The sequence below is a fragment of the Paenibacillus mesotrionivorans genome, from assembly GCF_046098205.1.
Lineage (GTDB): Bacteria > Bacillota > Bacilli > Paenibacillales > NBRC-103111 > Paenibacillus_AR > Paenibacillus_AR mesotrionivorans.
This window is the reverse complement of record NZ_JBJURJ010000013.1, coordinates 57,819-82,194: the sequence shown is the minus strand read 5'-3', so window position 1 is coordinate 82,194 and position 24,376 is coordinate 57,819. Positions and strand designations below refer to the sequence as shown.

Genomic DNA, 24,376 nt, shown 5'->3' with positions numbered 1-24,376 from the left:
ATGCGCCCTTTGGTGATGAATGAAAATATGAAAATTTACCGGCGTGCGCGGACCTGGGTCATGCTGGGAATTGTGCTGGCGATCCTGCTTGCCTCCGTGGTGATCAACAAGATTTATGAGCGTCCTTCGCCGGATGAGGGGGATTACCGCCAACGGCTGGAGCAGCGGATAACCAGTATGGAATCCCAGCTGAATGATCCCAATATGGCTGCGGATCAGGAATATGGGAAGTATCTGAAGGAAACGGTAATGGTCTCCCGTTATGCCTTGGAGCATAATTACGATACGGAGAAGCAGACCCTGTGGAGCACGGTCATGTTCTCCTCCAATCTGATTACATTGCTGTCCATTTTTACCATCGTGATCGCGGCGGATATTGTTGCAGGGGAATTCGCCGGAGGAACCATCAAGCTGCTGCTGATTCGTCCGGTACGGCGCTGGAAGATTCTGCTGTCCAAATATCTGTCCACGCTGCTCTTCGCCATATTCGGCCTTCTGCTGATGCTGGTGAGCGCCATGATCATCGGGGCGGTAGCCTACGGTGTGGACGGCTTCAGCATCCCGTTCCTGGCAGTGAAGGACGGAGCGGTAGTGGAAAGCAGCATGTTCATGCAGAGTCTGGTGAATTACGGGTATGAGTGCGTCAGCCTGGTGATGATGGTGACCTTCGCCTTTATGATCTCGTCGGCCTTCCGCAGCTCGTCCATGGCCATCGGCCTGTCCCTCGGCTTGATGTTCCTGGGCAACATGATCACCGCTGTGCTGCAGCGTTACGATTGGATCAAATATTTCCTGTTCTCCAATCTGAACCTTCGGCAATATACGGCAGGAAGGGAGCCTGTGGTAGAAGGAATGACCATGGGATTCTCCATCGTCATGCTGATCTTATATTTCGCGGCGTTTGCCGCGGTGGCCTGGAGCCTGTTTACCAAACGGGATGTGACGGCATAGCATCATGAATGCATAAAGGGCCGGATGTCTTCCCCCGTCGGGGAGAATCCGGCCCTTTTTGTTTGCGGAAACCCGTTTATCCGTTATGGAGGGTTACGCAGTTTTTGCCTTTATGCTTGGACTTGTAAAGCGCCGCATCGGCAAGCTTCATCACCTCTTGAAGGTCTGCCCCGTCCTCGGGCCACGCGGCGGCGCCAATGCTGATGCCCACAGTGGCTTCCCTGCCGTCCAAAAGATAGGGCTCGCGGATGGCGTCGAGAATCCGTCCTGCCGCAGCCATGGCTACCTTTCTGCTGTCGGCGTGGCCGTGGCGCAGCACGGCGACGAATTCGTCGCCCCCAAGCCGGGCGGCCATATCGCCCTCCCGCAGCTGGCCAAGGAGACGCTGGGCCACAATTCGCAGGAGCTCATCCCCGGCAGCGTGGCCGAGGGTATCATTTACTTTTTTGAACCCGTCCAAATCCATGTACATGAGAATGGCGCCGCTTCCCGGGGAATTCCTCCGGTCCGCAATCAAGCGGGTGTATTCCTCGAAGCCCACCCGGTTGGGCAGGCCGGTAAGCCGGTCATGATGAGCCAGGTTTTCCATATGGCCAAGTGCCGCTTCCGTCGAGGTAAGATTGCGCAGCAGGTTGCCCAGGGAATCCGTGAGGTTCTCAATATCGGCGATCCCCTTGTGCCGGGGAAGCTCAATCCGTTCGCCGGACTGGATCCGCCTGGCGGCAGCGGCAATATTGGTCAGCGGCTTGGCTACCAGACCGGCCACCAGCCAGCCCAACAGAGCGAACACGGCCGCTGCCGCAAATCCGATGATGAATATGTACCGCTGCATGTCGTGAACAGACTGGTAGGCAATGTGCTTCGGCTCCCGGACCAGAACCGTCCACTCCAGCCCGCCATAATTCATATATCCGTCGCCGTAAGCGTATCCGGTTACGTAGCTTTTGCCGTCCGGCCAAAACTCCAGAGCCCAGCCGCCCTTTTGGGAGGAGGCCTTTTGGATGCTGTCCAGCTGCAGGGATTGTCCGACCAGCTCACCGGGTCCCAGCAGCACCACATTATCCCTGCGGCTGACCACGATAATGTCCACATGCTCCTTCAGGGAGGAATAGGATTCCAGCAGGGAATTCTCCATTTCCTTGGACCATTCCCAGCTCAGATGGGCTGCCAGCACACCGCTGAATTGTCCGGCAGAATCTGTAAGGGGGACACTGATATCCACAAACTGCATGGCTTCTCCCGTAGGATTGGGCAGCAGCTTGGCCAGCAGCACGGCTTCGTGGACGTCGCCGATAAATTTTCCCTTGGAGCCTTCCTTGAACACCGGCCGTTGGCTGATGTCCACCCCCTGGAGCAAATTCTCTGTAGAGGCGGTTACTACACCCTTGGCATCCGTCAACCCGATCCAAGTAAAGGAAGGGATATTGGCCTTCAGCTCCTGCAGAAGCTCTTGTGCGTCTGCACGCTCCTCCGGGTTGCGCAGCACGTCAAGCTTGCTGACCACATCAACTTCACCAGAGCGGGACCACATGAAATAGTCCAGCTTGTCCGACATTTGGTAGGCGATGCCGCCCAGGGTATTTCCGATTTCCTTCTCAATATTATTGCTGGATATGCGGTTGATCACCACGCCCAGCAGAATCGTCAGGAGGATCATCAGCAATCCGAATACAAGAGAGAGACAGGTCCTCAGTTTGATGGACATTCCCCAATCAACAACCTTTCACATTCGATACACCTATTATAAAATGTCGAAATATAAGCTTCAATGTCGATTTATATTCATTCTGTGAAAAAAGACGTAAATCCCGCAATCTGTTACGCATTTGATATAATAGGAGAATCCGGCGTCAGCCTCCAGCCCGTTTGGTGTGCCGGGGATGTTGGCGGGGAATAGGGGAAGGGGATCTTCTCTTATTTCTTTATTTAGGCGAGAAAATAGGTGATTGCGGAAGGGAGACTTCCGTTATGGGGCCGCTTTAGCTCTATGCTCATCAGGCGGCGGGGAATAGCGTAAGGTTGGGTACCGTTATCCGTTATAACAGGCCGTACCGTCGTGTAATAGAGGAAGCTGGCATTCCTCTATTGCGGCTGAGAACAGTGGGAACACCTAAGCGTACCGTGAGCATCTTGCCTGCCGTTATCTTCACGGAAAGGGCAGCGGCAGGAAGCTCTGCGGCATAAAGTTGCACAGCATCCATGCAGTGTTTGGCAAAAGGAGTTGGAACCATCAATGGAAAATTCTCGTCTTGAACAGCAGCGCCGGCTGCGTAAATCACGGAAGAAACGGATGAAGCTTGCGGGTGCGGCCTCAGCAGTGGTGCTTGTATGCGCTGCCGTTTGGCTGGGGCAGGAATTGCTCCGGGATAGTGCGGATAGCAATTCCCCCACGGTTGCTTCGGTGGCACCCGTTCAAACGGCGGGAGGCGGCGGGGGTTCACCCTCCGTTCAAGCTACACAGTCGCCGAAGCTAAGTCCGTCCCCGTCGGCAGCGGCGTCAGGCGCAGGAGCGGGAGTGGGCGTGCCGCCTGTATCCACCACCATTCCGGGTAAAAGCACAACGTCCCCTTCCGTCCCTTCAAGCGGTGCCGGGGATAAAGTGAGCATGGCCTTTACGGGAGATGTAATTTTTGCGGGGAATGTAGAAACCATTCTCAAAACCAACGGTTATGATTACCCGTACCGGGAGATTGCGGAGCTTTTGCAGAAGCCGGATTTCACCATCGCCAATCTGGAGACCCCGATCACCACCCGGGGTGACCAGCAGCAAAAGCAATACACCTACCGTTCCAGTCCAGACGCCCTCCCTGCTTTTAAGGCGGCAGGCTTCGATATCGTCAATTTGGCCAACAACCACATTCTGGATTACGGGCAGGATGGTCTGTTGGACACGATCAAGGCTTTGGATGCAAAGGAAATCTTACATACAGGTGCGGGTAAAAATCTGGAGGAGGCTTACCGCCCGGTGATCGTGGAGAAAAACGGCATCAAGATTGCTTTTTTGGGCTTCAGCCATAAAGTGCCGGACAACTCCTGGAAGGCCGGTAAAAACCAACCCGGCACCACGCAGCTTTATGATCCCAAGCAGGCAATCAAGACTATCGAGGAAACCCGGGACAAGGCGGATCTGGTGGTGGTGATGGCCCATTGGGGGGAGGAAAAGGCGGAGAAGCCATTGGACGAGCACCGCAAAATGGCCCGCTCCTTTATCGATGCAGGGGCGGATTTGATTGTCGGGACCCATCCCCATGTGCTGCAGGGTTTGGAGCACTATCAAGGCAAGTGGATTGCCTATAGTCTGGGTAACTTCCTGTTCACTACCAATGACCATGCCCCCTCCTGGGAGACGGCGGTGCTGCAGGCGGAATGCGGCAAGGACGGCGGCTGCGGCCTTACCCTTGCGCCTTTGTGGAATCAATATGCCCATCTGAAAAAAATGGAGGAGGCCGACGCCCAAAAGCTGTTCCAGCGGCTGGAGAAGGTCTCCTATGGGACCGGTATCGGTGCAGACGGGCGGGTTTCCGCCAAGTAGGAGGCAAACGTACCCTCGGGCTGATGGCAGAGCTTGCATGATTTGGCAGCCATATTCCGCAACCGGTAATCCATACTAACAGCAAAACCTTCATCAAGAGGAGATTCGCCGATGTGGACATCACGATTCCTGAGGATTGCCGTTAGCGTGGGTTTATGCGCCGCCGCTGCCGCCGGCTGCGGGCAAGGGGGAGCCGGGCGCAGCGCCGGCTCCGGTACAGGGCCGGCCGCGGCTTCGCCGTACGCGGCCATGCCCGGGCCATCGCCCGCCTGGTTCCGCGCAGCGGGCGGGCCCGGGGGTGCGGTCCGGTCCGTGGAGGCGGACCGGCTGGTTGAACCGGCCCGGCCGGCAGCGGAGCCTGGCCGGCCGGGCGCGTTAGCCGGGCCCCCCGTGGCCGGGCCCGGGGCAGTGCAGGGGCGGGCGGGGGCCGAGCCCGCCCCTGAACCCGGCAGCGGTGCGGCTGCTCCGCGCACCGCCTATCTGACCTTCGACGACGGCCCTTCGGGCCTGACGCCGCAGGTCCTGTCCATTCTGCGCCGCGAGAATATTCGCGCCACCTTCTTCGTGACCGGTTCCGGGGTTGAGCAGCACCGGGAGCTGATCCAACAGATGGCGGCAGAGGGGCATGTGCTGGGCAACCACACCTATTCCCATGATTACCGCCTGTACCGGAGCGAGGCTGCCTTTATGGAGGATGTACATAAGCTGGACCGGGCGCTCCAGGAGCTGACAGGCTCGGCCACGGAGCTGCTCCGGTTCCCGGGGGGCTCCAACACCAGGCTGGGCCGGGCCAAGGGGAGCCCATGGATGCTGCCGCGGCTGGTCAAGCGGGTGCGGGAGGAGGGGTACCAGTATTTCGACTGGAACGTCTCTTCCACTGACGCTGCGCAGGCGGTGCAGCCCAAGGAAGAGATTGTAGGCGCAGTGCTGTACGCCGCGGCCAACAAAAACAACGCCATCGTGCTGATGCACGACGCCCGGGGCAAAATCACCACCGTCGAAGCCCTGCCCGAGGTGATCCGGGGGCTGCGGGAGCTAGGCTTCCGCTTCGAGGTGCTGCACAAGGACAGCCGTGCCGTTCATTTTTTGGAATAATCGCAGGTAATCTGGGTATTCCAGGGGACATACCGAAACAGATAAAGGAGAGGAAGCCAATGTTCGCATCAATCCGCAACGTATACTGTGTAGGACGCAATTATAAGGCCCATGCGGAGGAGCTTGGGAATGAGCTGCCCAAGGAGCCAATGATTTTCATGAAGCCCAGCCATGCTCTGACGCCTGCTGATGGAGGCGCCATCGGGCTGCCGGGGCTGCGGGGAGAGCTCCACTTCGAGACGGAGCTGGTCATCCGCATCGGACGCAGCTACGAGCCGGGTCTGTCTGCCGATGAGCTTATCGACGGCATGGCCTTCGGCATCGACTTTACGCTGCGGGATGTGCAATCCGGCATTAAGGTCAAGGGGCTGCCCTGGCTGCCGGCCAAGGGCTTCCGCCGGTCTGCGCCGTTAGGCCCGTGGCTGGATTTCCCGGGTACGGCCCGGCTGGCCGAGCAGGACTTTACGCTGCTGAAGAATGGGGAGGAGGCCCAGCGGGGCAATGTTTCCCGCATGATCTTCGACCTGCAGCGGATCATTGACTTCTGCGCCGCGGAGTATGGGTTGGGCCAAGGAGATATTATTTTCACCGGAACCCCCGAGGGAGTCGGCCCGGTGAAGGACAATGACCGGCTGGAGCTGTTCTGGGGCGAAGAAGCGGCAGGAGCCTTTACAGTAAGCCTGCAATAACCCTCCGTCCAGTCGCAAACATGTGCAAAAAAAGGGCAATCCGGCAGAGTTAATCTGCCGGGACTGTCCTTTTTTGCTGTCTCTATTGGGTGGGGCAAATACTCTTCCTGTTACATCCCAAGGTTCCATCCGTTAAGCCTCTTCCACCACTTACAATCTTTAGTTACTTGGCATACTGCCATTATCCGCAGTCTCCAGTCACTGACACACTACCATCATCCACAGTCTCCAGTCACTGACACACTACCATCATCCGCAGTCTCCAGTCTCTGACACACTACCATCATCCACAGTCTCCAGTCACTGACACACTACCATCATCCACAGTCTCCAGTCACTGACACACTACCATCATCCACAGTCTTCGAGTCCGCGGCACACTACTATTATCCGCATTCCCCCAGTTGCCTGGCTCCTTCCGCCATTATCCCCGGTTTTTCGGTCCCATCTGCACTCCCGTGCATCCCGCGCCACGTCTTACGGAACTCAGCGACCCTTAAAGGCCAATAATTGGTGTGTTAGAAATGTAACGGAACTCAGAAGCGCTTAGCTGCTCTAGGCGGTGGCAAAACAGTAAAAATTGTGCGCTAAAAGCGTCATAGTTCCGTTACCGCGCCAAACCCCTAATTTTAGACCGCTAAGAGTCGGATAGTTCCGTTAGAGCGGGGTCAGTGGTGCTAACCCCCATCCGTTACCCCGCCACCAACCTGAATTCAGGCTGCTAAGTGTCCGAGAGTTCCGTTAGAGCGGGCCAGAGGTTTCAATCCGTATGTTACCGTCCCACCAACCTGATTCTGACCGGCTAAAAGTCTTATAGTTCCGTTAGAGCCCAGGCCGGTGAGCCGGGAGTAGAACTGATGTCGGTGAACCGGGAGTAGGGCTGATGCCAGTGAGCCAGTAAGCCCGGCCGATGCCAGTAAGCTCTGCCCACCCTTAAGGCAGCTCAAGCCGTCCTGTCTCGGCCAGGGTCTCCAGATTCTGGGCCCGGATCTGGCCGGGAGACAGACTGTACAGCGTATCGCCGATATAGAGCAGCCGCCCAATCTGGTGATTGCTCTCGTACAGGCTTCCGCCTGCTTTTTTCAGCTCGTCCTCACCGAGGTGGGTGACAGTCTCCCGGAGGCGGAAGCCCTCCTGCAGGTCCACATGGTACACGTAAGCGCCCTGGAAGGCGAATTGGCCGTACGCCATCGGATTGTTCTTCTGGCCCGCAGGCACCTCCGCTACCGTGACGGGGAAGGCCAGCAGGTTTTTGTCCCGGGAGAACAAGAGGGCCTTATGGTTGCGCAGAAGCTCCGAATCCGTCCCTCTGTCCCCAATGACGGTCTGGAATAGCTCCTTGGGGCGGGACACGTCGGTGACGTCGAACATGGAAATCTTCATGCCTTGGTAATAGGCCGTGCCGTCTGTGGGCTGGGGGCTTTTTTCGTAGCGCTCATCTGTGACCACCACCGCATCCTTGCCGAAGCCGATGAGATGGTTTTCATCATACGGGTGCAAATAGTCGCTGTACCCGGGGATTTTCAGCTGGCCCAGGATCGAGGGGGAGGCGGGATTGGAGAAATCCAGCACAAACAGCGGGTCCACCTTTTGGAAGGTGACCATGTAACCCCGGTTGCCCATAAAGCGTACGGAATAAATGCTTTCCCCAGGTGCAATTCCTTCGATTTGACCGCTGATGCCCATATCCTCGTTGAGCACATAGACATTGTTGGTCAGCTTCTCGCCGGCTCTGCCCCATTCCTTGCCCTTGGTGGTGGCGATGCGGAAGTAGCCGTTATGTTCATCCATGGAGAATTGGTTCAACACCGTTCCCGGCACCTGACCCTTGGCTGCAAAGCTCGCCTTGCCTTTGTCCAGCCGGAATTTGTATACCTGAGTGGTTTCATCCACGTTAATCCGGATATATTCGGCTGCAACATCCGCAGAAGTGCCTGCTGCTGGCTTTACCCGGTCCTCACTCACCTGGCGTCGAGGGAAGGCCGCATATAGATGATCCGCTGAAGCAAACACATTTTCCGCCGAACCCAGGTATATGGAGACCTCCGCAGGTACAGACGGAGAGGCTGTGCTGATCCCGGCTACAACCAGATATGCACTGTAGAGGGAGTCAGGGAAGTAGCGGATATCCTCGTACTTGGCCTCCGTCCATTGTCCGGACATGGCGGTATCCCGGTAAGCAGGCACTGCGGCCGATTCCCTGTTGTCCTGTATAATGCCGTACCTGTTCAAATACCGGTTGGCAATCACATACACTTCACCGCCGATTCGGCGGGAGGAGACATAGCTGCCCTCCGTCTCCACCTCCCGCAGGAGTTTGGGTGCCTTGCGGTCTGCGATATCGTAGACGAGGGTTTTGACCGTGGAGGGGGCTGCAGGGGCAATCCGGCGTTTAGCGGCCGTTCCCCCAACAGACAAACTTTCCTTGGCGGAAGATACGTCGGGGTTCTGCGGCTCCTGCTTCCTGCTGGAGGACCCAATGACCGTAAGGCGGTCTCCGTCCACATACAGCTCCTGAATGGCAAAAGTCTTTTCCTCCAATTGGAGGACAGACTCCAATGTCATCTTGTCTTCCGGCGCAGCCCGCACGATCATGACCCGGCTGCCGTTTACCTGATAAATAAACTCCCCGTCGGTTTTCACCACATCGCCTTCATCCACCCCCTGAACCTGTACATTGGTGGCGGAAAAATCCCCCTTCGGGGCAGCGCTGGCGTTTTGCTTCTGGGCAGCGCTTGTGGCAATTTCAGACCGGGCGACAGCTGAATCCTCCATCACAAATACCTGCATTCCGTGTCCTGGCCCGATGGTAATTCCTTGATCCTGCGCGCTAGCCAACAGCTCCTTCAGCTTCGCGTAACTGCCGATAGCTGGCAGCAGATAGTCCTCCGACTCCACCGTCACCCGTTTGGCAGCGCCATCCCACTTCACCGAGGTGCCGAAGGCTTCGGCAAAAAACCGCAGGGGCACCAGCACTACATCCCCATCTCTTACGGGGGCGGCGGCCAACTGGACGGGTGTACCATTTTTCGTGGCAATGGAGTCACCGGGTATAAGCACAATGCTGCTTCCGTCCTTGACGGCTATGATGGAACCGGCAGTTTCATTATAGCTAACGACAGCGCCCAATGCCTCGGTCAGAGCCCGCAAAGGCACCAGCATCGTATCCCCGGCAAGATACGGAAGGGCATCCGGCTCCAGCAGCTTTCCATTTACGGCGATGGTGAATCCGGTGAGCGGGACCGGCGGCAGATTGGCGTCATTCGCGGGTACGGTGGCGGTTGGCTGGGAAGCGGCTGAGGTCTGCTCACGGGATTCGGCCGGAGCCGCGCCAAGTGCGATACTGCCTGCAATGACTGCTGCCAGAGTGATAGCCGATGCGGCAGTGATAATAGAGAAGCGTTTCATAAAAGTGCAATCCTCCCCCTGGAATTTTCCAATATCAGCCTGTTTCCATCCAGACGTGACGGGAGGAGAAAAGGTTGCACCCTTCATCAGGCCAGCCGGTTCAAATAATCTGGCTTTTCCAAGTCGAAAAAATAACGCTCCTGGACATAAAGATCAAGCTCGGCAGCATCATTGCCGACAAGAATGCCATCCAGCATAAACTCACCGCGGCTCTCGTGCATGGCTAAGCCGCCGTTAATAAACCAGGTGAAGGGAGCATACGTCTGCACTGCCTTGAAAATATTGGCCACAGAGCGGTGGAGATCCACATGTACGCGGGGACGCCAGTCCACCACCTGCTCATCAAGCTGATACATGCTCCTGGGCACTGCTCCTACGAACAATTTAATATTGTTGGAATAGATCATTCCAGGCCGTTTGGAGGTGGCGGGCAGGCCGATTCGCAGGCTATAATTCCTGAAGCACTTCGGGATATAGTGCTTCTCGCCATCAATGATAACTTGCTCAGCCTCCTCTAAATCCAAATCGATTACCCGGACCTTGTGCTTTTGGATCAAACCCGTCAGTCCGGCCTGCTCCAGATTCTCCCGTAAATAGCCGTTGGCGCTTTCCGCAATGGCGCAGCTTCCTCCGTAAGCGCTAACGTATTCGATCATCTTGGCAAGCAGCCCGGCATCTGTGCGCGGATGGTTGGGCTTAGCCGGACGGGCCAGGTTAATCTTCAACAGCACCGTTTGCTCCCGCAAAACCTTCTCTTGCAGTCCCACTTTATCCAGACAGGCAAACAAACCTTCATCATCACAGGAAACGAACATTAGCATTCCTCCCAAATAGGAAAAGCCCCATTAAGCCTTTCCTCAACAGGTAAACGTTTATGAATAGCATCCCGATTCTTTTTCATAAAAAAAGCTGTCTGCCCTTAAAGAAGGAACAGACAGCGACAAGTCAGAAGCAAAGGGGGCCAGTTAAGCAGGGATATTACTTCCCGGTAAGCTCTTCCATTTGCTCGATCAAACCTTTGAATACGTCCATGGCTTGGCGGATCGGCTCAGGCGAGGACATATCCACACCGGCCTTCTTCAGGATGTTCAGGGAGAAGTCGCTGCCGCCGGACTGCAGGAAGCCCAGATAGCGGTCCACCGCAGGCTGGCCTTCATCCAGAATCTGCTTGGAGAAGCTGGTGGCCGCAGAGAAGCCGGTGGCATATTTGTACACATAGAAGCTGTTGTAGAAATGGGGGATCCGCGCCCATTCCATCTCGATGTCCTTATCCACCGCCATCTCTGTGCCGTGGTACTTCACGTTCAGATCATAGTAGATTTTGCTGAAATCCTGTGGAGTCAGGGACTCGCCGGCTTCGGCACGGGCATGGATCAGCATTTCGAATTCGGCGAACATGGTTTGCCGGAAAACGGTGGTCCGGAACTGGTCGGCATAATAGGTCAGCAGGTACATCTTTTCCTTGGGGTTGGTGGTTTTCTTCAGGAGATAATCCATCAGCAGCGCCTCGTTCAGCGTGGAGGCCACCTCGGCCAGGAAAATGGTGTATTGGGCGTACCGGTATTCCTGATTCGTATCGGACAGGTAGCTGTGCATCGCATGGCCCATCTCATGAGCAAGGGTGAACATGCTGTTCAGGTTGTCCTTGTGGTTCAGCAGCACATAAGGATGGGTGCCGTAAGCGCCCCAGCTGTATGCGCCGCTGCGTTTGCCCTCATTTTCGTAGATGTCGATCCAGCCGTTGTTGAAGCTGCCCTTCAACACTTCCAGATAGTCCTGACCAAGGGGCTTCAAGGCGTCAGTGACGATTTCCTTGGCTTCGTCGTATGTAATTTTCATATCGAACTCTTCTACCAGCGGGGCAAAAAGATCATACATATGCAGCTCATCCACCTTGAGCAGCTTCTTGCGCAGGGTCATATACCGCTGCAGCAGGGGAAGGGCTTCATGGATGGTGTCGATCAGGTTGGTGTAGACAGCCTTGTCGATATTGTCGCCGAACAGGGACATTTCCAGAGCGGACGGATATTTTCTGGCCCGGGAGTAGAACAGGTTCTTGGTTACATTGGCAGATAAGGTCGCGGCCAGCGTGTTCTTTTGCTTGCTGTAGGTTTCGTACATGGTTTTGAAGGCGTTCCGGCGCACATCCCGGTTTTTGCTCTCCAGGAAGGTGATGTAGCTGCCGTGGGTGAGCTCGACTTCATCGCCGTCTTCATTCTTCACCTTCGGGAACTTCATGTCCGCATTGTTGATCAGCGAGAAGATGGTGCTGGGGGCGCTGGAAATATTGCCAACCTGGGCAAGCAGGGCTTCTTCGGCCTTGGAGAGCACGTGGGCCTTCTGCCGCAGCATTTCCTCCAGGGTCAGCTTGTAAAAGGCCAGCTCGGGAGCCTGAATCAGCTTGTTCAGCTCATCGTCGCTTAAGCTCAGAATTTCCGGCGTAATGAAGGATAAGGCCTCGCCCGCTTCAACCGAAAGCTTCTTGGATTTCTCCGACAGGGCTTGATACTCCGGCTCCGCCGTATCCTCGTGATGCTTCATATTGGAATAGACATATAGACGTTCCGTATGCAGGGAGATTTTGTCCTCCAGCTCGAAGCAGGCTTTGACCGCGTCGGGGCTGGACAGCTTTCCCTGGAAATCCTCCGCCTTCTTCAGCAGCTCCTTGGTGTCCTGATACTCCTTGTCCCACGCCTCCTGGCTGGGGAAAATGTCCTCCAGCTTCCAACGGTGCTCAGGAGCGGTTTCCGTACGTTTTTTTACCTGGCTCATGGGAATCCTCCTATCGGGTTTGAATTGGCTGTCCAGGCGGACAGCGGCTCCTGCCGCGGGAGCAGTGCTTGATGCCAGCAGCCCGGCGCACAGGATGAGGGACAGCAGTCGTAAAGGGGACAAGGCACTAACCTCCGCAACCTTTTGGCCCAAAAAGAGACCAAAGTTTGCCTATTAGTATGTGCGGCTGTCCCCGCGGCTTATTCTGCCTTTATCGTCCCATTGTAAAAAAACTGTACAAAATCAGAAAGAATGAAAAGCTGACCATCACGACGGCCATAATGGCAAGACCGCGTTTAAAGCCGGGGGCGATGGTGTCCTTCTTTAAGAGTAGCACCAAAGCGAAGCAAAAGGAAATAATTACAAAGGTTGCAATGACCTGCGGATCAGCCATACCGAAAAACCACCTAACATATGTACTTGGCAGCGGGAAGAGCTGTTTGATTCATTATTTTACCACAAAGCCCGTTTCATTGTAATTCCGTCGGAATTGTTCATTTCGTATTGACAATATCCCCGTGCTTCGATTATGCTCTATTCAAGAGCCTTACCGCAATTCCCAACTGAATACCTGTAAAGGGGAGTAGCTGTACAATAAAATCGTCATTACGAGGCATTCCTGCTCCGGTTTTATTGGCATTATTACACCTGTTAGCGAGACCTTTACCCTGAAGTATTACTTCTTCGACGAAGAGGGATACTTTTGCGGTAGGGGTCTTTATTATTTTCAATGTATAGATAATAAGGAGGAGTGGAGTTTGGAATTATTCTTGGAGTATGGATGGGTGCTGCTGGTATTGGTGGCGCTGGAGGGTTTGCTGGCCGCGGATAATGCGCTGGTGCTGGCGATTATGGTTAAACGTCTTCCCGAGGAAGAGCGGAAACGGGCATTGTTTTACGGTTTGGCTGGAGCCTTCGTGTTCCGTGCGCTTTCCCTGTTCGTGATTTCGTTTCTGGTGGACGTCTGGCAGATTCAAGCGATAGGCGCGCTTTACCTGCTGTTTATCGCAGCCAACCACATTTTCCGGAAGGTCATGTTCAAGAACAAGAAGATTGAGGAAACCACAGGCGTTGTAGTGGAGGATAAAAAACCCGGCTTCTGGATGACCGTACTGAAGGTTGAATTGGCGGATATCGCCTTTGCAATCGACTCCATCCTGGCCGCGGTAGCACTGGCCGTAGCCCTTCCCGCCAGCGGACTGCCCAAGATCGGCGGTATGGACGGCGGACAATTCCTGGTGATTTTCGCAGGCGGCTTCATCGGACTGATCATTATGCGTTTTGCGGCTAACCTGTTCGTTAAGCTGCTGCAATCCCGTCCCAACCTGGAAATCGCCGCGTTTGTCATCGTGGGCTGGGTAGGCGTCAAGTTGGCCGTTATTACGCTGGCACACCCGGATATCGCGATTCTGTCTGAGGATTTCGCCCACAGCACAGCCTGGAAGCTCAGCTTCTATGTCGTCCTGGTGGGAATTGCCGCGGCAGGCTGGTTCCTGAGCGGTGGCAAGAACAATGATTCCAAGCCCACACCGGGCGCCAAGGAATTGGAAAAGCAAATGGGCTGATTATGGTAACATGCAGGCTGGGCGCCAGGCGGTTTTGGGCCAAGCCTAAATAAAAACCAGGGGGGACATGATGTCCTTCCTGGTTTTTTTGATTTTTATGGCGCTTACATCAGGGTGGCGGCGGTAGCAGGGGAGGAATGCCTCTCCACGCCAAAAAAACGGACATTCCACTTCGGGAAGTCCGTTCCTTGTCCACCGCTCATCTCACCGGTCAAACTTTGCGGAAATTCTCCAGGATCTGCAGCCGCTCCTCTTCCGTTCCCTTGAAGCGCTTCGGAGAAAACCGCTCCTCCGCCCAGTGCATCATGGCAGGCCGGCTCAGAAAGGTATGGCATTCCTCGCCCCATTCTTCGGAGATTTCCCGGAGGATGAGGGTTTTTCCGTTGATCTCTACGTTTAACATGTTCCATTTGTCGCGTTTATAGACTTCTACCGTCTTGATTCTGTTGCTTTTCACCGTATTTCCCCCGCTTAAGTGGTTTATCATTGCTTCCTAACACTTTAGCATGAAGCGGGGCATTAATCAAAAGGAGGGTTATTGTTCATCCCGGTGGATGCCCTTAAAAAACAACAAAAATACCTGTGAATACCACAAGACGGGAAAAGGGAAATCCTGTATGTTAATTTTGTAAGCGCTTTAATAAATGAGTGAATCTCTATTAAGAAGGAGGTTAACCTGTCTGCTTAACATCAAAACCAAATCTATCTAAGGAGTGTGTAATTTATGTTCAAATGGTTTAAGCTCGCAATTGCAGCGGCCATGCTGGCTGCCGCGTCCTTGTCCGTACCCGCACCGTCTCAGGCGGCGTCCGTAACCTGCAGCACAACGTCGTGCTTGACCACAGCCCTTGCCAATGCGCAGCCTGGGGACGTGATTACGCTTGCAGCGGGAGTGACCTTCACAGGGAACTTCGTAGCATCCAAAAACGGCACCTCATCCGCCAAAATCACCATTAAGGGAGCAAGCACCACGAATAAGCCGGTTTTGAACGGGGGCACAACCTCCAGTGGCTACGCCTTGTATATTACCGGCGACTATTATGATGTGCGCAATGTGAAGATAACCAACGCCAAAAAGGGCATTATGCTGGATCACGCCAACAACAATTGGCTGGAGTATCTTGAGGTATACAACATCGGGGAAGAAGGAGTACATTTCCGGGACGGCAGCTCTAATAATGTAATCAAAAGCTCCAGCGTGTATGATACAGGAAAGCTGAATCCGGAATATGGGGAAGGGGTATATGTCGGCTCGGATGTAGGCAAATGGGGGAGTTACAAGAAAGAAACGGACCATAACCGGATCTCCGGGGTATCCTTCGGCCCCAATGTCCGGGCTGAGCATGTGGATATTAAGGAGGGATCAACAGGCACCGTGGTAGAGAATTGTACGTTTGACGGAACGGGCATTTCGGGGGCCAATTATGCGGACAGCTTTATGGATGTAAAGGGGAATGATGACATCATCCGGAATAACACTGGCTACCGCAATGGAAACAGCAAGATCGTAGATGCCTTCCAGGTCCATGAGCGTGCAAGCGGGTGGGGACAAAACGCCTCATTTACCGGAAACACGGTGTATCTTGACAATGCTACAGCTTATGTTGTGAACGCAGATAGCGGCGCGACGGCTGCAGCATCCAACAATACGCGCAGCCCGTCGGGCAATATGTACAAAGGAAGCGTGAATTAACCTCTCGGATTAGTCAAAAAGGGGGACCTCCTTCATCCGGTACATGGCCTTGTCCGCCCGGTTCAGCAGAGTGGCGGCATCCTCGCTGTTCTCCGCATACAGGCTTGCCCCGAAGCTTGCTTCCACCCGGATGGTTTGGCCCTTGTAGGGGATGTCCATGGCGCGGATGGCATTGGTCAGCTCCAGCAGGGTTCCGCTGATTTCCGTATAAGAGGGGACAGGGTGCATGAATACGGCCAGCTCATCGCCGCCCAAACGTCCCACAGCACCTTTTCTGCCGACAATCCGCGCAATGATCCGGGCAACACCGGCCAGGACGGCGTCTCCCCCTTCATGGCCGTAAGCCGTATTGATTTCCTTGAACTCGTCGACGTCGATGTACAGCACAGCCAGTGTGTACCCTTCTTGCTCCGCCAGAACAATGGCAGCCTCCAGCTTTTCCAGGAAGGCTCCGCGGTTCCAAACTCCGGTGAGGGAGTCCCGGGTCGCTTGGTGGCGCAGTCTCCTCAGATGCCGGCTGGATGCCGTCACATCCTGGACAGACAACAAAAAAACGGGACGGAACAGGCCCCGGATAAGGCTGCTGTCGATCCGGAACTCCCGCCGTCTTCCCGCCTGATAAACCGAGATATCGAGACCGCCGAAGCTTTTGTTCTCTGCAAGCTTCTCCAGAAGCCGGCTGTTCTCCAGAAGGGCGGACGCCGCTGTCCCATCCCGACCGGCTTCCAGCAGAGCTCTGGCTTGGGCGTTGGCCAGCAACGGGCGGCCCTTTGCGGTTATAGTCAGCATAGCAAACGGATGATGCTCGAACAGCTTGATATATAGAGAAGGCACATAACGCAGCAAAGCAATCAATTCGTTACCCCCCGCAGCGTATAAGGAAGCCGGCCTCCCTCCTGAAGGGGCGGACCGGCATCTTCTTCTTTGCTGTAGTAGGACGTTTGACCCCCGTCCCGCTTTATTAAAAAAATCATACCGCACCAACCATCCGGTTGGAAACGAAGAGGAGGGGAGGTCCACGGCTTTATCCGGTTCTTCTACATCTGGTTTATGTAAGAAATCCCATTCGTTCGAAGTGTTTCGTGCTGTATCGGCGTTTTGCTTCGGGATTCGCTTCCCTGGGATTGTCGGTAGTCTGCGGGAAGGATAAAAGTGAACAGCGTTCCCGATTCAGGACTGGAAATAAACCGGACTTCCCCTCTCAAATACCTCTCTCCGAACAGCTTCATACCATACGTCCCGTAGCCGCGGCCCTCTCCCTTTGTGCTGAAGGAGCGTTTGAAAACCTGGAGCTGTATCTCCGTAGGCATACATATCCCGTTATGTACTTCAATGGCGATGCTGTTCCCCTGTCTGCAAGTGCTGATGCGGATCGGTTGCTCCCCGGCGGCTTCGGCGGCGTTCTTCACCATATTGGTGACCACTCTGCGAAGGAGGATGGGGTCGCTCACCGCAACAAGCTTCTCCTCACAATCCAACCGGATATCCACCGCATGCTCCGCCGCATTCTGCACCGAATCCGCAACGGCACGGATCAGGCCATTCAGGTGGACGGGCTCCGGGCTCACGTCCAACTCCCCTTTTTCCGCATGGATTAGGTCCCGGTGGTTTTCAATTTCCCCGATAATCACTTCGACGGCATCCTTGGCACAGCCGCACAGCTCCTGGAGCTGGGGCAGGTCCTCTGTCATATGGGTCAGCTCCATAAATCCCCTGGCTGCACCTGCACTGTTCAACAAATCATGAAGAAACAGCTGCTCCAGCACCTTCTTGCGTTTTTCCTCGCTGATGTCGCGGATCATAAAAAGGATGGCATCCGGGTTGGACTGGCCTGCCGGCATAGCATGAACCGAAAGCTCATGGCTCTCTGTATGCTGTCCGTCTGCAGAGGTAGTCAGGAGACATTCCCGGTAGACGGGCTGTCCGGTCTGCTGCACCTCAAGAATAGCTGTGTTGGCCCCGCATACTGTGCAATAGGCGGTTGTGCCGCAGCCCCCTGGGGTTTTGCAGGAATGGATGCAGCGGAGCATCTCGCCGGGCCGGCAGCCCAACCGTTCGTGAAGCGGCACAATCCCCAGCACCTGAAGCAGGCCGTTGTTGGAATAAATAATCTGGCGTTGTTTATTGAGGACCAGCACCAGGTAGGGCAGAAGCTGGAATATCCCTTGCAGTGCGCTGTTCCGGGCCAGTTCCTCCGCCTGCCGGACAACACGCTCTCGCGGTAAACGTGAATCCATAACAGAAACTCCTTTTCTAGTTGCTTACACCCAATCTGTAATAGGGGTGGCTATTTCATGATTTCGTAGGTCTGCTGGAACTTGTCGGCCTGCTCCACACGGCCGGATTGACGGTAGGCCAGTCCCATCAGCCGGTAAATCTCCGGATTGGCGGGAGAAACGGCCAGGGCAGAGGAGAGCAGGGGCAGTGCTTTTTCCCAATGGCCCCCCTCCAGCAGCTGACTGGCCTCTTGAGTGGCATTGGAACGCGGGGGCTCCAGCTCCGCCAGCAGGCGGTGTATTTTTTCAACGGTAAACGGCTTTTGCAGATAGGCGGATGCGCCCAGCCGGGTGCATTCCACGGCGTTCTTGACGGTACCAAAGGCCGTAATCACCACCACCGGTGTGGTGATGCCCCGCTGGACCATCCAGTTCAGCACATGCTTGCCGCTTAGACCGGGCATTTTCATGTCCAGAAACACAACATCATAGGGTTGAGCCTTCAGCATATCCATGGCCACAAGACCGCTGGCAGCCAGATCTGCTGAGAACCCCTTGTGCTCCAGCGCCTTGGTCAGAAGGACCCGGATGGATTTCGTGTCGTCAACGATCAGCGCCTGTTTCAATAGAAGTCCTCCCGGTTTAATAGATTCGATTTAATAAAATAGTTCTATTATAGGAGCGTTGGCAAAAGGAGGCAATCCGTACGTATACTAGCGGAAATATATAAAGGGGAAAAGTGATTGGGGTGGTATAGCGCCGAATTAAAGCTTGCGGGTTTCTATGAGGAGAGAAAAGTAATATAATACTAACGGCCTAAAAAATCTGCTGCAGGACTCTCCCCAAAAAGCACGAGGAGAGCCGCAAATTGGTCGATAGACATTTCCTTCAACGCTTGGTAAAATCAAGTGGGGGGCTAGGACCAATTGTCGCCTGCAGTTTCGTATTCATTTGTAATGAGAGTATGATTGTAGAATACTTTCGAAATTTGTTTCTTTTCCGCTGGAGTTACCGGCATATCATTTGCACGAGTCGCTAAACCACATTTTTGCGAATTGCGGACAGCCTTGGCCAAACTGGGTGTAACAGTAATAGATTGCATCCACAACAACTCCTCTGTAAAGGTATATAGTCCTTCATTTAGATTATCAAAAAATAGCGGATTTTGAAACAGGGGATGAGATGAATGAAGCTGAAAAATACAAAAAATTACGTTATCCTGTCTGCTCTTTTTATATTAATGGGATGGCTGGCGCTTGTGACGGTCAGCAAACCATATTTAGGTGTAACAGTAGAACAAAATGATTTACAAAAATGGATGGTCACAGAACTTTCCACAAAAGGGATCGGGCAGCACAGTCTTCGAGTCGGTGATGAAATTCTTTCATTAGACAATACATTACCCGGTGAAAACCAGGCGCTTCGGAATTGGGGCAGTCTTGCCGACCATAAGAATGTAGAGGTATTACGAGGGCAAGAAGTTATTCTGATCTCTTTTGAGAATCAAGGTATGACACTGTATGATGCTACCTCTATTATTGAAAGTCTAGTCTGCTTGTTGTTAGCAGGAATAATATTTATCCGCATACCCAACTCACCTTCAGCTGCTCTTCTTGCTATCGTGTTTTTGTCCGGTGCTGTTACTTATATGAGCCAGGGGGCATCCATCAGGGGAGAGGGCTTAGCTAAAATCAGCATCGAAACATCCCTGTCCATACTGCCGATTCTGTTTTTTCACTTCTTAATTGTTTTCTTCAAGGAAAAAGCCAATATCACTCTTTCCAAAAAAATGTTAATATTTTTCTATTCCATTGCATTTGCAGAATTTTTATTCAGATTGCCCTATCTGTTCTCCAACAAATGGACTTCATTCGTTCACGATATAGCGCCTACGGCATCTCTTGGATTATTCGTAATCACCGTATTTTACAACTTGGCCTTTTTGGTGTTCTTTTACTTTAAACATGGAAGAAATAGATCCTATTTAGCATCCATTATTAAATCGATTTGGTATGCCCTGTTTGTTTCTTTTTTGCCCATTGTCAGCCTTTCTTTCGCACCGATGATCGTAACGGGAAGTTCTATTGTTGACGCTGTTTACACCAGTGGATTCCTGTTGCTCTTTCCCGCTTCCTTTGCCTATTTGATCGCGTCCGACCAGCTTTACGATATCGGTCTGGTCTTCCGGCGGTTCTTGTTTGGCTGTTTGTTGGCTCTGGTGCCTGCCTCGATTGTCACCGGTCTATTTATGGCCTTTTTCCAGGAGACTGCAACCAACCAGATGATTGTATTTGTTTTTTTCAGTTGCCTGCTGGCTTTGGCCTTGATGCTATATTCCACCGAATACCTGACAACCCGGCTGGAGCCGATTTTCTTCCCGAGGAAGGCCATGCTCAATAATTCGCTCAAAAAGATATCCCGGAATCTGAGTACGGTATCCACCATGCGGGAAATGAAGGATATTTTTCTGGCGGATATCGTCCAGACCCTGGATGTTCAAGGTGGTTCCATTGTTTGCCAATACCCGGATAGTGTGGAAACCATTTCGGCAGGAGAGGTGAATGAAGAGGAGATCAAGGCGATTCTGGCCCAAAAAGAGTGGAGCGAAAGTGAACGTTATACGTGCATGGAGATCAGCCGGACGGAGGAGTCTACAAACTATCTGGTGATGACCCGCAAACGCACCAATGTTCTCTTGAGCCGGGAGGAACAGCAATGGCTGGGCTTGATTACCTCTTATCTGGAGGTCAGTCTGGAGAATGTGCATCTAATCCGGACTTTGACCGCCAAGCTGCAGGACCTGTCCTCCCGATTCAGCGATGATACGTCGGCGGTGGAGTTTCAATGGTTCCGCAAGGTCATGTTTGAATTGCAGGAGGAAGAACGTATCCGGATTGCTTCGGATTTGCATGATACGACGATGCAGGATTTATTTTTCTTAAAACGGCGGTTTTCCGGTTTAATGGACAAGTATGTAATGAACCGGGAGGATAAGGAGCATCTGGACAATATCCTCAAGTTTGTCGATCTGATTAACGCCAGCCTGCGCCAAAGCTGCTTTGAGCTGAATCCCCATCTGCTCCGTGAGATCGGGCTGATTGGCACGCTGCGGCAATATCTGGAGAAGGAAGCGTATGTAGCTGCGTTCCATATCCATTTTGAACCGGAGAGTGGAGCGGGACGGGTAGAGCAGGAGTCCTTGACCACCAAACGGCATCTGCTGCGGATTGTCCAGGAGCTGCTGAACAATGCCAAAAAACATTCGCAAGCCTCCAAAGTGAGCTTCCGGTTGACTTCTACGTCCCAGCACTTCCAACTCATCTACGAGGACGACGGTATTGGCATCCGGCCTATGGAACCGGGATCGCGGGAAATCGGCGGGTCCGGGATTGGAATGGAACAAATGAAAGGACGTATTTTGCTGATGCAGGGTTCGCTGAAAATGGTTGATCTCCCCCGTCCGGGTACCCAAATGGTTATTTCCATTCCTTTGCAGGAGCAGGAGCAAGAGGCGAGCCGCAAAAGCGTGTGATAGTCCCAACAAATAGGATCTTCCGCCTGCTGCTGTCTTATAGTAAAATGGAAGCAGCTTCCGGCACAGGCCGGGTGCTGCCAGGCCCCGAGGCAAAAGGGGCGGACAGACAAGGAGAGCTGAGCAGAAGATGAGTGGAGAGCAGAAGGAACGGTATCCTCAAGCCGGGGTCGCCATGACCTGCCGGAGCTTTGAGGAGTATGGACGTATGTTTTCATGCGGTTTTGAGCCGGGGGAAAGGGTGCTGGATGTGGCTGCAGGAGCATCATCCTTCGCGGCTGCTGCCCGCAAGCTGGGGATTCAGGCGGTATCCGCCGATCCGCTTTATAGCTTGGAGCCGGAGGCGATGGCCCGGCGCGGCTTGCAGGAGCTGGAAGAGGCCTCCGCCAAGCTGGCAGAGCTGCAGCATGTTTATACCTGGAGCTATTATGGCTCGGCTTCACAGCATGAAACCCTCCGCCGCCAGTCTCTGGAGCTGTTTCTGGAGGATTACGGGCGTTTGTACGGAACGGAGGCCTATGTATCCGCTGCCCTGCCGCGGCTGCCCTTTGCCGATGAAAGCTTCGACCGGGTGCTGTGCAGTCACTTTCTGTTTTTGTATGGGGAACAGTTCGGGGAGGACTTCCACCGGGAGGCGGTTCTGGAGCTGGCCCGGGTGGTCCGGCCCGGAGGCGAGGTCAGGATTTACCCGCTGCTGGATTTTAAGTGGGACCCGTTTACGGGACTGGAGGAGCTGATGGCTGTCCTGGAAGGCCATGGGCTGTCACCGGCACTGGAGGTGTCCTCGCTTTCTTTTATACCGGGTTCGCACCAGCTATTGGTGATCCGCAAGCCCTGGTGAAGCGGTACATGCTAAAGTAATCAGGTTTGTGTAAAAGAAAGGGACCTTCCTTCCGCAAATGTGCGGTTTGGAAGGTCCTTTTAAGCGTGGAGCGGCTTTGTATATTGCTGGAGAAGGGGGAGTGTTAGGAAAGGGAGCTATGGCAGAATGATAGCGAACAGCAAATGTATGCTATTCCGGAAAAGGGCTGCATTTTTGCCAAACAGCAAACCTAAAATGTACGCTATTGGCGAAAATGGACCGATAATTCAGTTGAAAACAGTGAATAGCGTACATTGTTTGGCGCTTACATTGGGCATACGGGAAGCAATAGCCCACCACCCGCGAGTGCCAGCCTGGCGGCGTTCAAGCTCCGCCCCGGCGTCTGCCTGCCCGATGGCAGCCCCTTAGTCCCCGATCCCCTGGACTTCCCGCCACAGGGTTTTGTTCCGGTATTCCTGCTGGCTGCCGACTTCCTCGCCGAACCACACCGGCGCAACAAACCCTTCCGCTTCCTCTACCGAAGCGAACTCCGCCTCCACCGTTTGAAGATTAAACTGGTGGTAATCGTCGATTTCGAACAACCTGCCTGAAGTGTCCAGGACCTTGGTGCGGGTTTTGATCAGAGGGAGACGTCCGGAGCCCTCCAGCAGCTGCTTGTAAATCTCCTCACTGATGTCATACTCTGCTTCGCCGCGGGAGAGGCCGTGGCCGCGTTTGTACGTATGGGTGTAATGGGCCGTCCCGCCATCAGCGGGAGCGAGCCGGCGGATGCGGATTTCCTCCGTTTCGGTCAAGGCCAGATAGGTCTGCTCAATGACCTCCCGTCCCGCCAGCTTCAGCTCACCGCTGTCCAATAACCCTTGCGGATACGCGGACAGAAAAAACTTGCGTTCAATTTCCTGGTTCATCGGGATGCCCCTTTCATCATCGTATCCATTTGCCCTTCCTTATTGCGTGTATACAGATGGGTCACCAAAAAGCCGACAAAAGCAATAAATGCGGAGACAGCCGCAACTCTATATAGGATGGCCCCGCCCCAGGCATCGTACACCCGGCCGCCTACGAAGCCGCTGACCAGCCCGGAGAAGCCGCTCCAGGTCATATTGAATACCGCCTGGCCGGTGGCCCGGTATTCATCCGGCACCAGCTGCTGCAGGTAACGCAGGGCGGTCACCAGGAAGATACCGAAGGACAGGCTGTGCAGGGACTGCAGCGGAATGATCCAGCCCGGACCGTTGACCAGGCTCATCAGGAGGAAGCGGACCACGTAAACGCTGCACGCTACGGCCAGAAGCGGCAGCTCCTTATATTTGTGCCCGTGTTTGTTCAGATAGAAGAACACCGGCACTTCACTCAAGGCCGAGGTCATCCATGCGATGCCCACCAGGTTTTTGCCGCCAAGGTCCTTTAGATAGGTGGACAGGAAACCGTCGTTGGCCCGATGGGCGATGGACATGAAGAAGATAAGCCCCAGGAACAACAACAGCTTCCGGTTGAAAATAACCTTCACAACCCCGGAGAGATCCATTTTCTTCATGCCTGCCCGGCTGTCCTTCAACAGAAAGGCGAGGCACAGCGACAGCGTGACGCTGCAGACGGCCAGGATGCTGATGACCCCAACACCCAGCTTGTTCAATACCAGTCCCACCATCACGGCCGCAAAGGCGAATCCCAAGGAGCCCCACATGCGGAAAAAGGCGTAGCTTTTGCCGCTCACCCGGGTGTACAGAAGAATCTGACTGTCATTCAGCCCGTTCAGCGGGGTCTGAAAGAAGTAAAAACCGGTGACAATGACGAACAGCACGGAGTATACGTCGGTGCTGAACAGGAGCAGGACCATGGCCAACTGGCCGAACAAAATGACAATGATGGTTTTTTTGAGAGTTTGGAACCGGTCGCTGATCAGGCCCCAGAACAGATTGGATATAATGCCTACCGCCGGGCCGATGGAGTACAGGGCGCCGATCTGCAGCTTGCTGTAGCCGAGGGAATCATAATACAGCGGGAAAAAAGAGACCACCAGGGCCATGGTCATAAAAAAGGAAAACGAAAAGGAATTGATAACGGCTTCTTGCTTCTTCAAGATCTGTCCTTCTTTCG

At 54.1% G+C, this 24,376-nt stretch carries 20 protein-coding genes; 8 read left to right on the top strand and 12 right to left on the bottom strand.

All coding sequences use genetic code 11. The features are described 5' to 3' along the window. Positions 1-951, top strand: a complete 951-nt coding sequence (locus ACI1P1_RS19275) for an ABC transporter permease (protein WP_416218227.1) — start codon at positions 1-3, stop codon at positions 949-951. A gap of 76 nt (positions 952-1,027) precedes the next feature. On the opposite strand, the gene ACI1P1_RS19270 is transcribed toward ACI1P1_RS19275, so the two are convergent. Then, positions 1,028-2,656, bottom strand: a complete 1,629-nt coding sequence (locus ACI1P1_RS19270) for a sensor domain-containing diguanylate cyclase (RefSeq protein ID WP_416218077.1) — start codon at positions 2,654-2,656, stop codon at positions 1,028-1,030. A 528-nt stretch (positions 2,657-3,184) separates the two neighbouring features. Between ACI1P1_RS19270 and ACI1P1_RS19265 the strand changes: the two genes are divergently transcribed. From ACI1P1_RS19265 to ACI1P1_RS19255, 3 genes are all read left to right on the top strand, one after another. After that, a complete protein-coding gene (locus ACI1P1_RS19265; RefSeq protein ID WP_416218076.1) occupies positions 3,185-4,483 on the top strand; it encodes a CapA family protein in 1,299 nt (432 codons plus the stop codon). Between the two features lie 111 nt (positions 4,484-4,594). Next, complete coding sequence (locus tag ACI1P1_RS19260; RefSeq protein ID WP_416218075.1) at positions 4,595-5,578, top strand: polysaccharide deacetylase family protein; 984 nt, start codon at positions 4,595-4,597, stop codon at positions 5,576-5,578. Between the two features lie 59 nt (positions 5,579-5,637). Next, positions 5,638-6,267 (top strand): fumarylacetoacetate hydrolase family protein, encoded by a 630-nt coding sequence (locus ACI1P1_RS19255; protein ID WP_416218074.1) that lies wholly within the window; start codon positions 5,638-5,640, stop codon positions 6,265-6,267. Positions 6,268-7,200: 933 nt separating this feature from the next. Here ACI1P1_RS19255 and ACI1P1_RS19250 read toward each other — a convergent pair. From ACI1P1_RS19250 to ACI1P1_RS19235, 4 genes are all read right to left on the bottom strand, one after another. Then, positions 7,201-9,675, bottom strand: coding sequence for a beta-propeller domain-containing protein (locus ACI1P1_RS19250; protein ID WP_416218073.1), 2,475 nt, complete (start codon positions 9,673-9,675; stop codon positions 7,201-7,203). 86 nt (positions 9,676-9,761) lie between these two features. Then, positions 9,762-10,490: a DUF362 domain-containing protein gene (locus tag ACI1P1_RS19245; protein ID WP_416218072.1), complete on the bottom strand. Its 729-nt coding sequence runs from the start codon at positions 10,488-10,490 to the stop codon at positions 9,762-9,764. 163 nt (positions 10,491-10,653) lie between these two features. Beyond that, positions 10,654-12,447 carry an oligoendopeptidase F gene (pepF, locus tag ACI1P1_RS19240; protein WP_416218226.1) on the bottom strand — a complete coding sequence of 598 codons (1,794 nt, stop codon included), beginning with the start codon at positions 12,445-12,447 and terminating at the stop codon, positions 10,654-10,656. 211 nt (positions 12,448-12,658) lie between these two features. Next, the gene (locus ACI1P1_RS19235; RefSeq protein WP_416218071.1) at positions 12,659-12,841 is read right to left on the bottom strand and encodes a hypothetical protein; all 183 of its coding nucleotides are present in this window, start codon (positions 12,839-12,841) and stop codon (positions 12,659-12,661) included. A gap of 364 nt (positions 12,842-13,205) precedes the next feature. On the opposite strand from ACI1P1_RS19235, the gene ACI1P1_RS19230 reads away from it, so the two are divergent. Then, a complete protein-coding gene (locus ACI1P1_RS19230) occupies positions 13,206-14,012 on the top strand; it encodes a TerC family protein (protein ID WP_416218070.1) in 807 nt (268 codons plus the stop codon). 211 nt (positions 14,013-14,223) lie between these two features. Here the strand turns inward: ACI1P1_RS19230 and ACI1P1_RS19225 are convergent, their stop codons facing one another. Further along, positions 14,224-14,415, bottom strand: a complete 192-nt coding sequence (locus ACI1P1_RS19225) for a hypothetical protein (protein WP_416218225.1) — start codon at positions 14,413-14,415, stop codon at positions 14,224-14,226. Positions 14,416-14,736: 321 nt separating this feature from the next. Here ACI1P1_RS19225 and ACI1P1_RS19220 point away from each other — a divergent pair, with 321 nt between their 5' ends. Then, on the top strand, positions 14,737-15,705 hold the full coding sequence (locus tag ACI1P1_RS19220; protein WP_416218069.1) for a right-handed parallel beta-helix repeat-containing protein: 969 nt from the start codon (positions 14,737-14,739) through the stop codon (positions 15,703-15,705). A gap of 9 nt (positions 15,706-15,714) precedes the next feature. Here the strand turns inward: ACI1P1_RS19220 and ACI1P1_RS19215 are convergent, their stop codons facing one another. From ACI1P1_RS19215 to ACI1P1_RS19200, 4 genes are all read right to left on the bottom strand, one after another. Further along, positions 15,715-16,560: a GGDEF domain-containing protein gene (locus tag ACI1P1_RS19215; protein ID WP_416218068.1), complete on the bottom strand. Its 846-nt coding sequence runs from the start codon at positions 16,558-16,560 to the stop codon at positions 15,715-15,717. A 182-nt stretch (positions 16,561-16,742) separates the two neighbouring features. Next, positions 16,743-17,942, bottom strand: coding sequence for an ATP-binding protein (locus ACI1P1_RS19210; protein ID WP_416218067.1), 1,200 nt, complete (start codon positions 17,940-17,942; stop codon positions 16,743-16,745). A 50-nt stretch (positions 17,943-17,992) separates the two neighbouring features. Then, a complete protein-coding gene (locus ACI1P1_RS19205) occupies positions 17,993-18,547 on the bottom strand; it encodes a response regulator (protein WP_416218066.1) in 555 nt (184 codons plus the stop codon). Positions 18,548-18,837: 290 nt separating this feature from the next. Further along, on the bottom strand, positions 18,838-19,023 hold the full coding sequence (locus ACI1P1_RS19200) for a hypothetical protein (protein WP_416218065.1): 186 nt from the start codon (positions 19,021-19,023) through the stop codon (positions 18,838-18,840). 1,014 nt (positions 19,024-20,037) lie between these two features. Between ACI1P1_RS19200 and ACI1P1_RS19195 the strand changes: the two genes are divergently transcribed. Both ACI1P1_RS19195 and ACI1P1_RS19190 read left to right on the top strand, forming a co-directional pair. Continuing rightward, positions 20,038-21,453, top strand: coding sequence for a sensor histidine kinase (locus ACI1P1_RS19195; RefSeq protein WP_416218064.1), 1,416 nt, complete (start codon positions 20,038-20,040; stop codon positions 21,451-21,453). Between the two features lie 130 nt (positions 21,454-21,583). Further along, complete coding sequence (locus ACI1P1_RS19190; protein WP_416218063.1) at positions 21,584-22,294, top strand: class I SAM-dependent methyltransferase; 711 nt, start codon at positions 21,584-21,586, stop codon at positions 22,292-22,294. A 386-nt stretch (positions 22,295-22,680) separates the two neighbouring features. Here the strand turns inward: ACI1P1_RS19190 and ACI1P1_RS19185 are convergent, their stop codons facing one another. Both ACI1P1_RS19185 and ACI1P1_RS19180 read right to left on the bottom strand, forming a co-directional pair. Further along, positions 22,681-23,184 carry a CYTH domain-containing protein gene (locus ACI1P1_RS19185; RefSeq protein WP_416218062.1) on the bottom strand — a complete coding sequence of 168 codons (504 nt, stop codon included), beginning with the start codon at positions 23,182-23,184 and terminating at the stop codon, positions 22,681-22,683. Beyond that, positions 23,181-24,359, bottom strand: coding sequence for an MFS transporter (locus tag ACI1P1_RS19180; RefSeq protein ID WP_416218061.1), 1,179 nt, complete (start codon positions 24,357-24,359; stop codon positions 23,181-23,183). The genes ACI1P1_RS19185 and ACI1P1_RS19180 overlap by 4 nt, the downstream gene beginning before the upstream one ends. Positions 24,360-24,376 lie beyond the last annotated feature (17 nt).

Bases quoted from the DNA above. Each gene is read 5' to 3' on its own strand.
- ACI1P1_RS19270 (WP_416218077.1), bottom strand. From the start codon at position 2,656: ATGTCCATCAAACTGAGGACCTGTCTCTCTCTTGTATTCGGATTGCTG.
- ACI1P1_RS19235 (WP_416218071.1), bottom strand. From the start codon at position 12,841: ATGGCTGATCCGCAGGTCATTGCAACCTTTGTAATTATTTCCTTTTGC.
- ACI1P1_RS19245 (WP_416218072.1), bottom strand. From the start codon at position 10,490: ATGTTCGTTTCCTGTGATGATGAAGGTTTGTTTGCCTGTCTGGATAAA.
- ACI1P1_RS19220 (WP_416218069.1), top strand. From the start codon at position 14,737: ATGTTCAAATGGTTTAAGCTCGCAATTGCAGCGGCCATGCTGGCTGCC.
- ACI1P1_RS19190 (WP_416218063.1), top strand. From the start codon at position 21,584: ATGAGTGGAGAGCAGAAGGAACGGTATCCTCAAGCCGGGGTCGCCATG.
- ACI1P1_RS19225 (WP_416218225.1), bottom strand. From the start codon at position 14,415: ATGTTAAACGTAGAGATCAACGGAAAAACCCTCATCCTCCGGGAAATC.
- ACI1P1_RS19200 (WP_416218065.1), bottom strand. From the start codon at position 19,023: ATGCAATCTATTACTGTTACACCCAGTTTGGCCAAGGCTGTCCGCAAT.
- pepF (WP_416218226.1), bottom strand. From the start codon at position 12,447: ATGAGCCAGGTAAAAAAACGTACGGAAACCGCTCCTGAGCACCGTTGG.
- ACI1P1_RS19260 (WP_416218075.1), top strand. From the start codon at position 4,595: ATGTGGACATCACGATTCCTGAGGATTGCCGTTAGCGTGGGTTTATGC.
- ACI1P1_RS19210 (WP_416218067.1), bottom strand. From the start codon at position 17,942: ATGGATTCACGTTTACCGCGAGAGCGTGTTGTCCGGCAGGCGGAGGAA.
- ACI1P1_RS19250 (WP_416218073.1), bottom strand. From the start codon at position 9,675: ATGAAACGCTTCTCTATTATCACTGCCGCATCGGCTATCACTCTGGCA.
- ACI1P1_RS19265 (WP_416218076.1), top strand. From the start codon at position 3,185: ATGGAAAATTCTCGTCTTGAACAGCAGCGCCGGCTGCGTAAATCACGG.
- ACI1P1_RS19185 (WP_416218062.1), bottom strand. From the start codon at position 23,184: ATGAACCAGGAAATTGAACGCAAGTTTTTTCTGTCCGCGTATCCGCAA.
- ACI1P1_RS19275 (WP_416218227.1), top strand. From the start codon at position 1: ATGCGCCCTTTGGTGATGAATGAAAATATGAAAATTTACCGGCGTGCG.
- ACI1P1_RS19255 (WP_416218074.1), top strand. From the start codon at position 5,638: ATGTTCGCATCAATCCGCAACGTATACTGTGTAGGACGCAATTATAAG.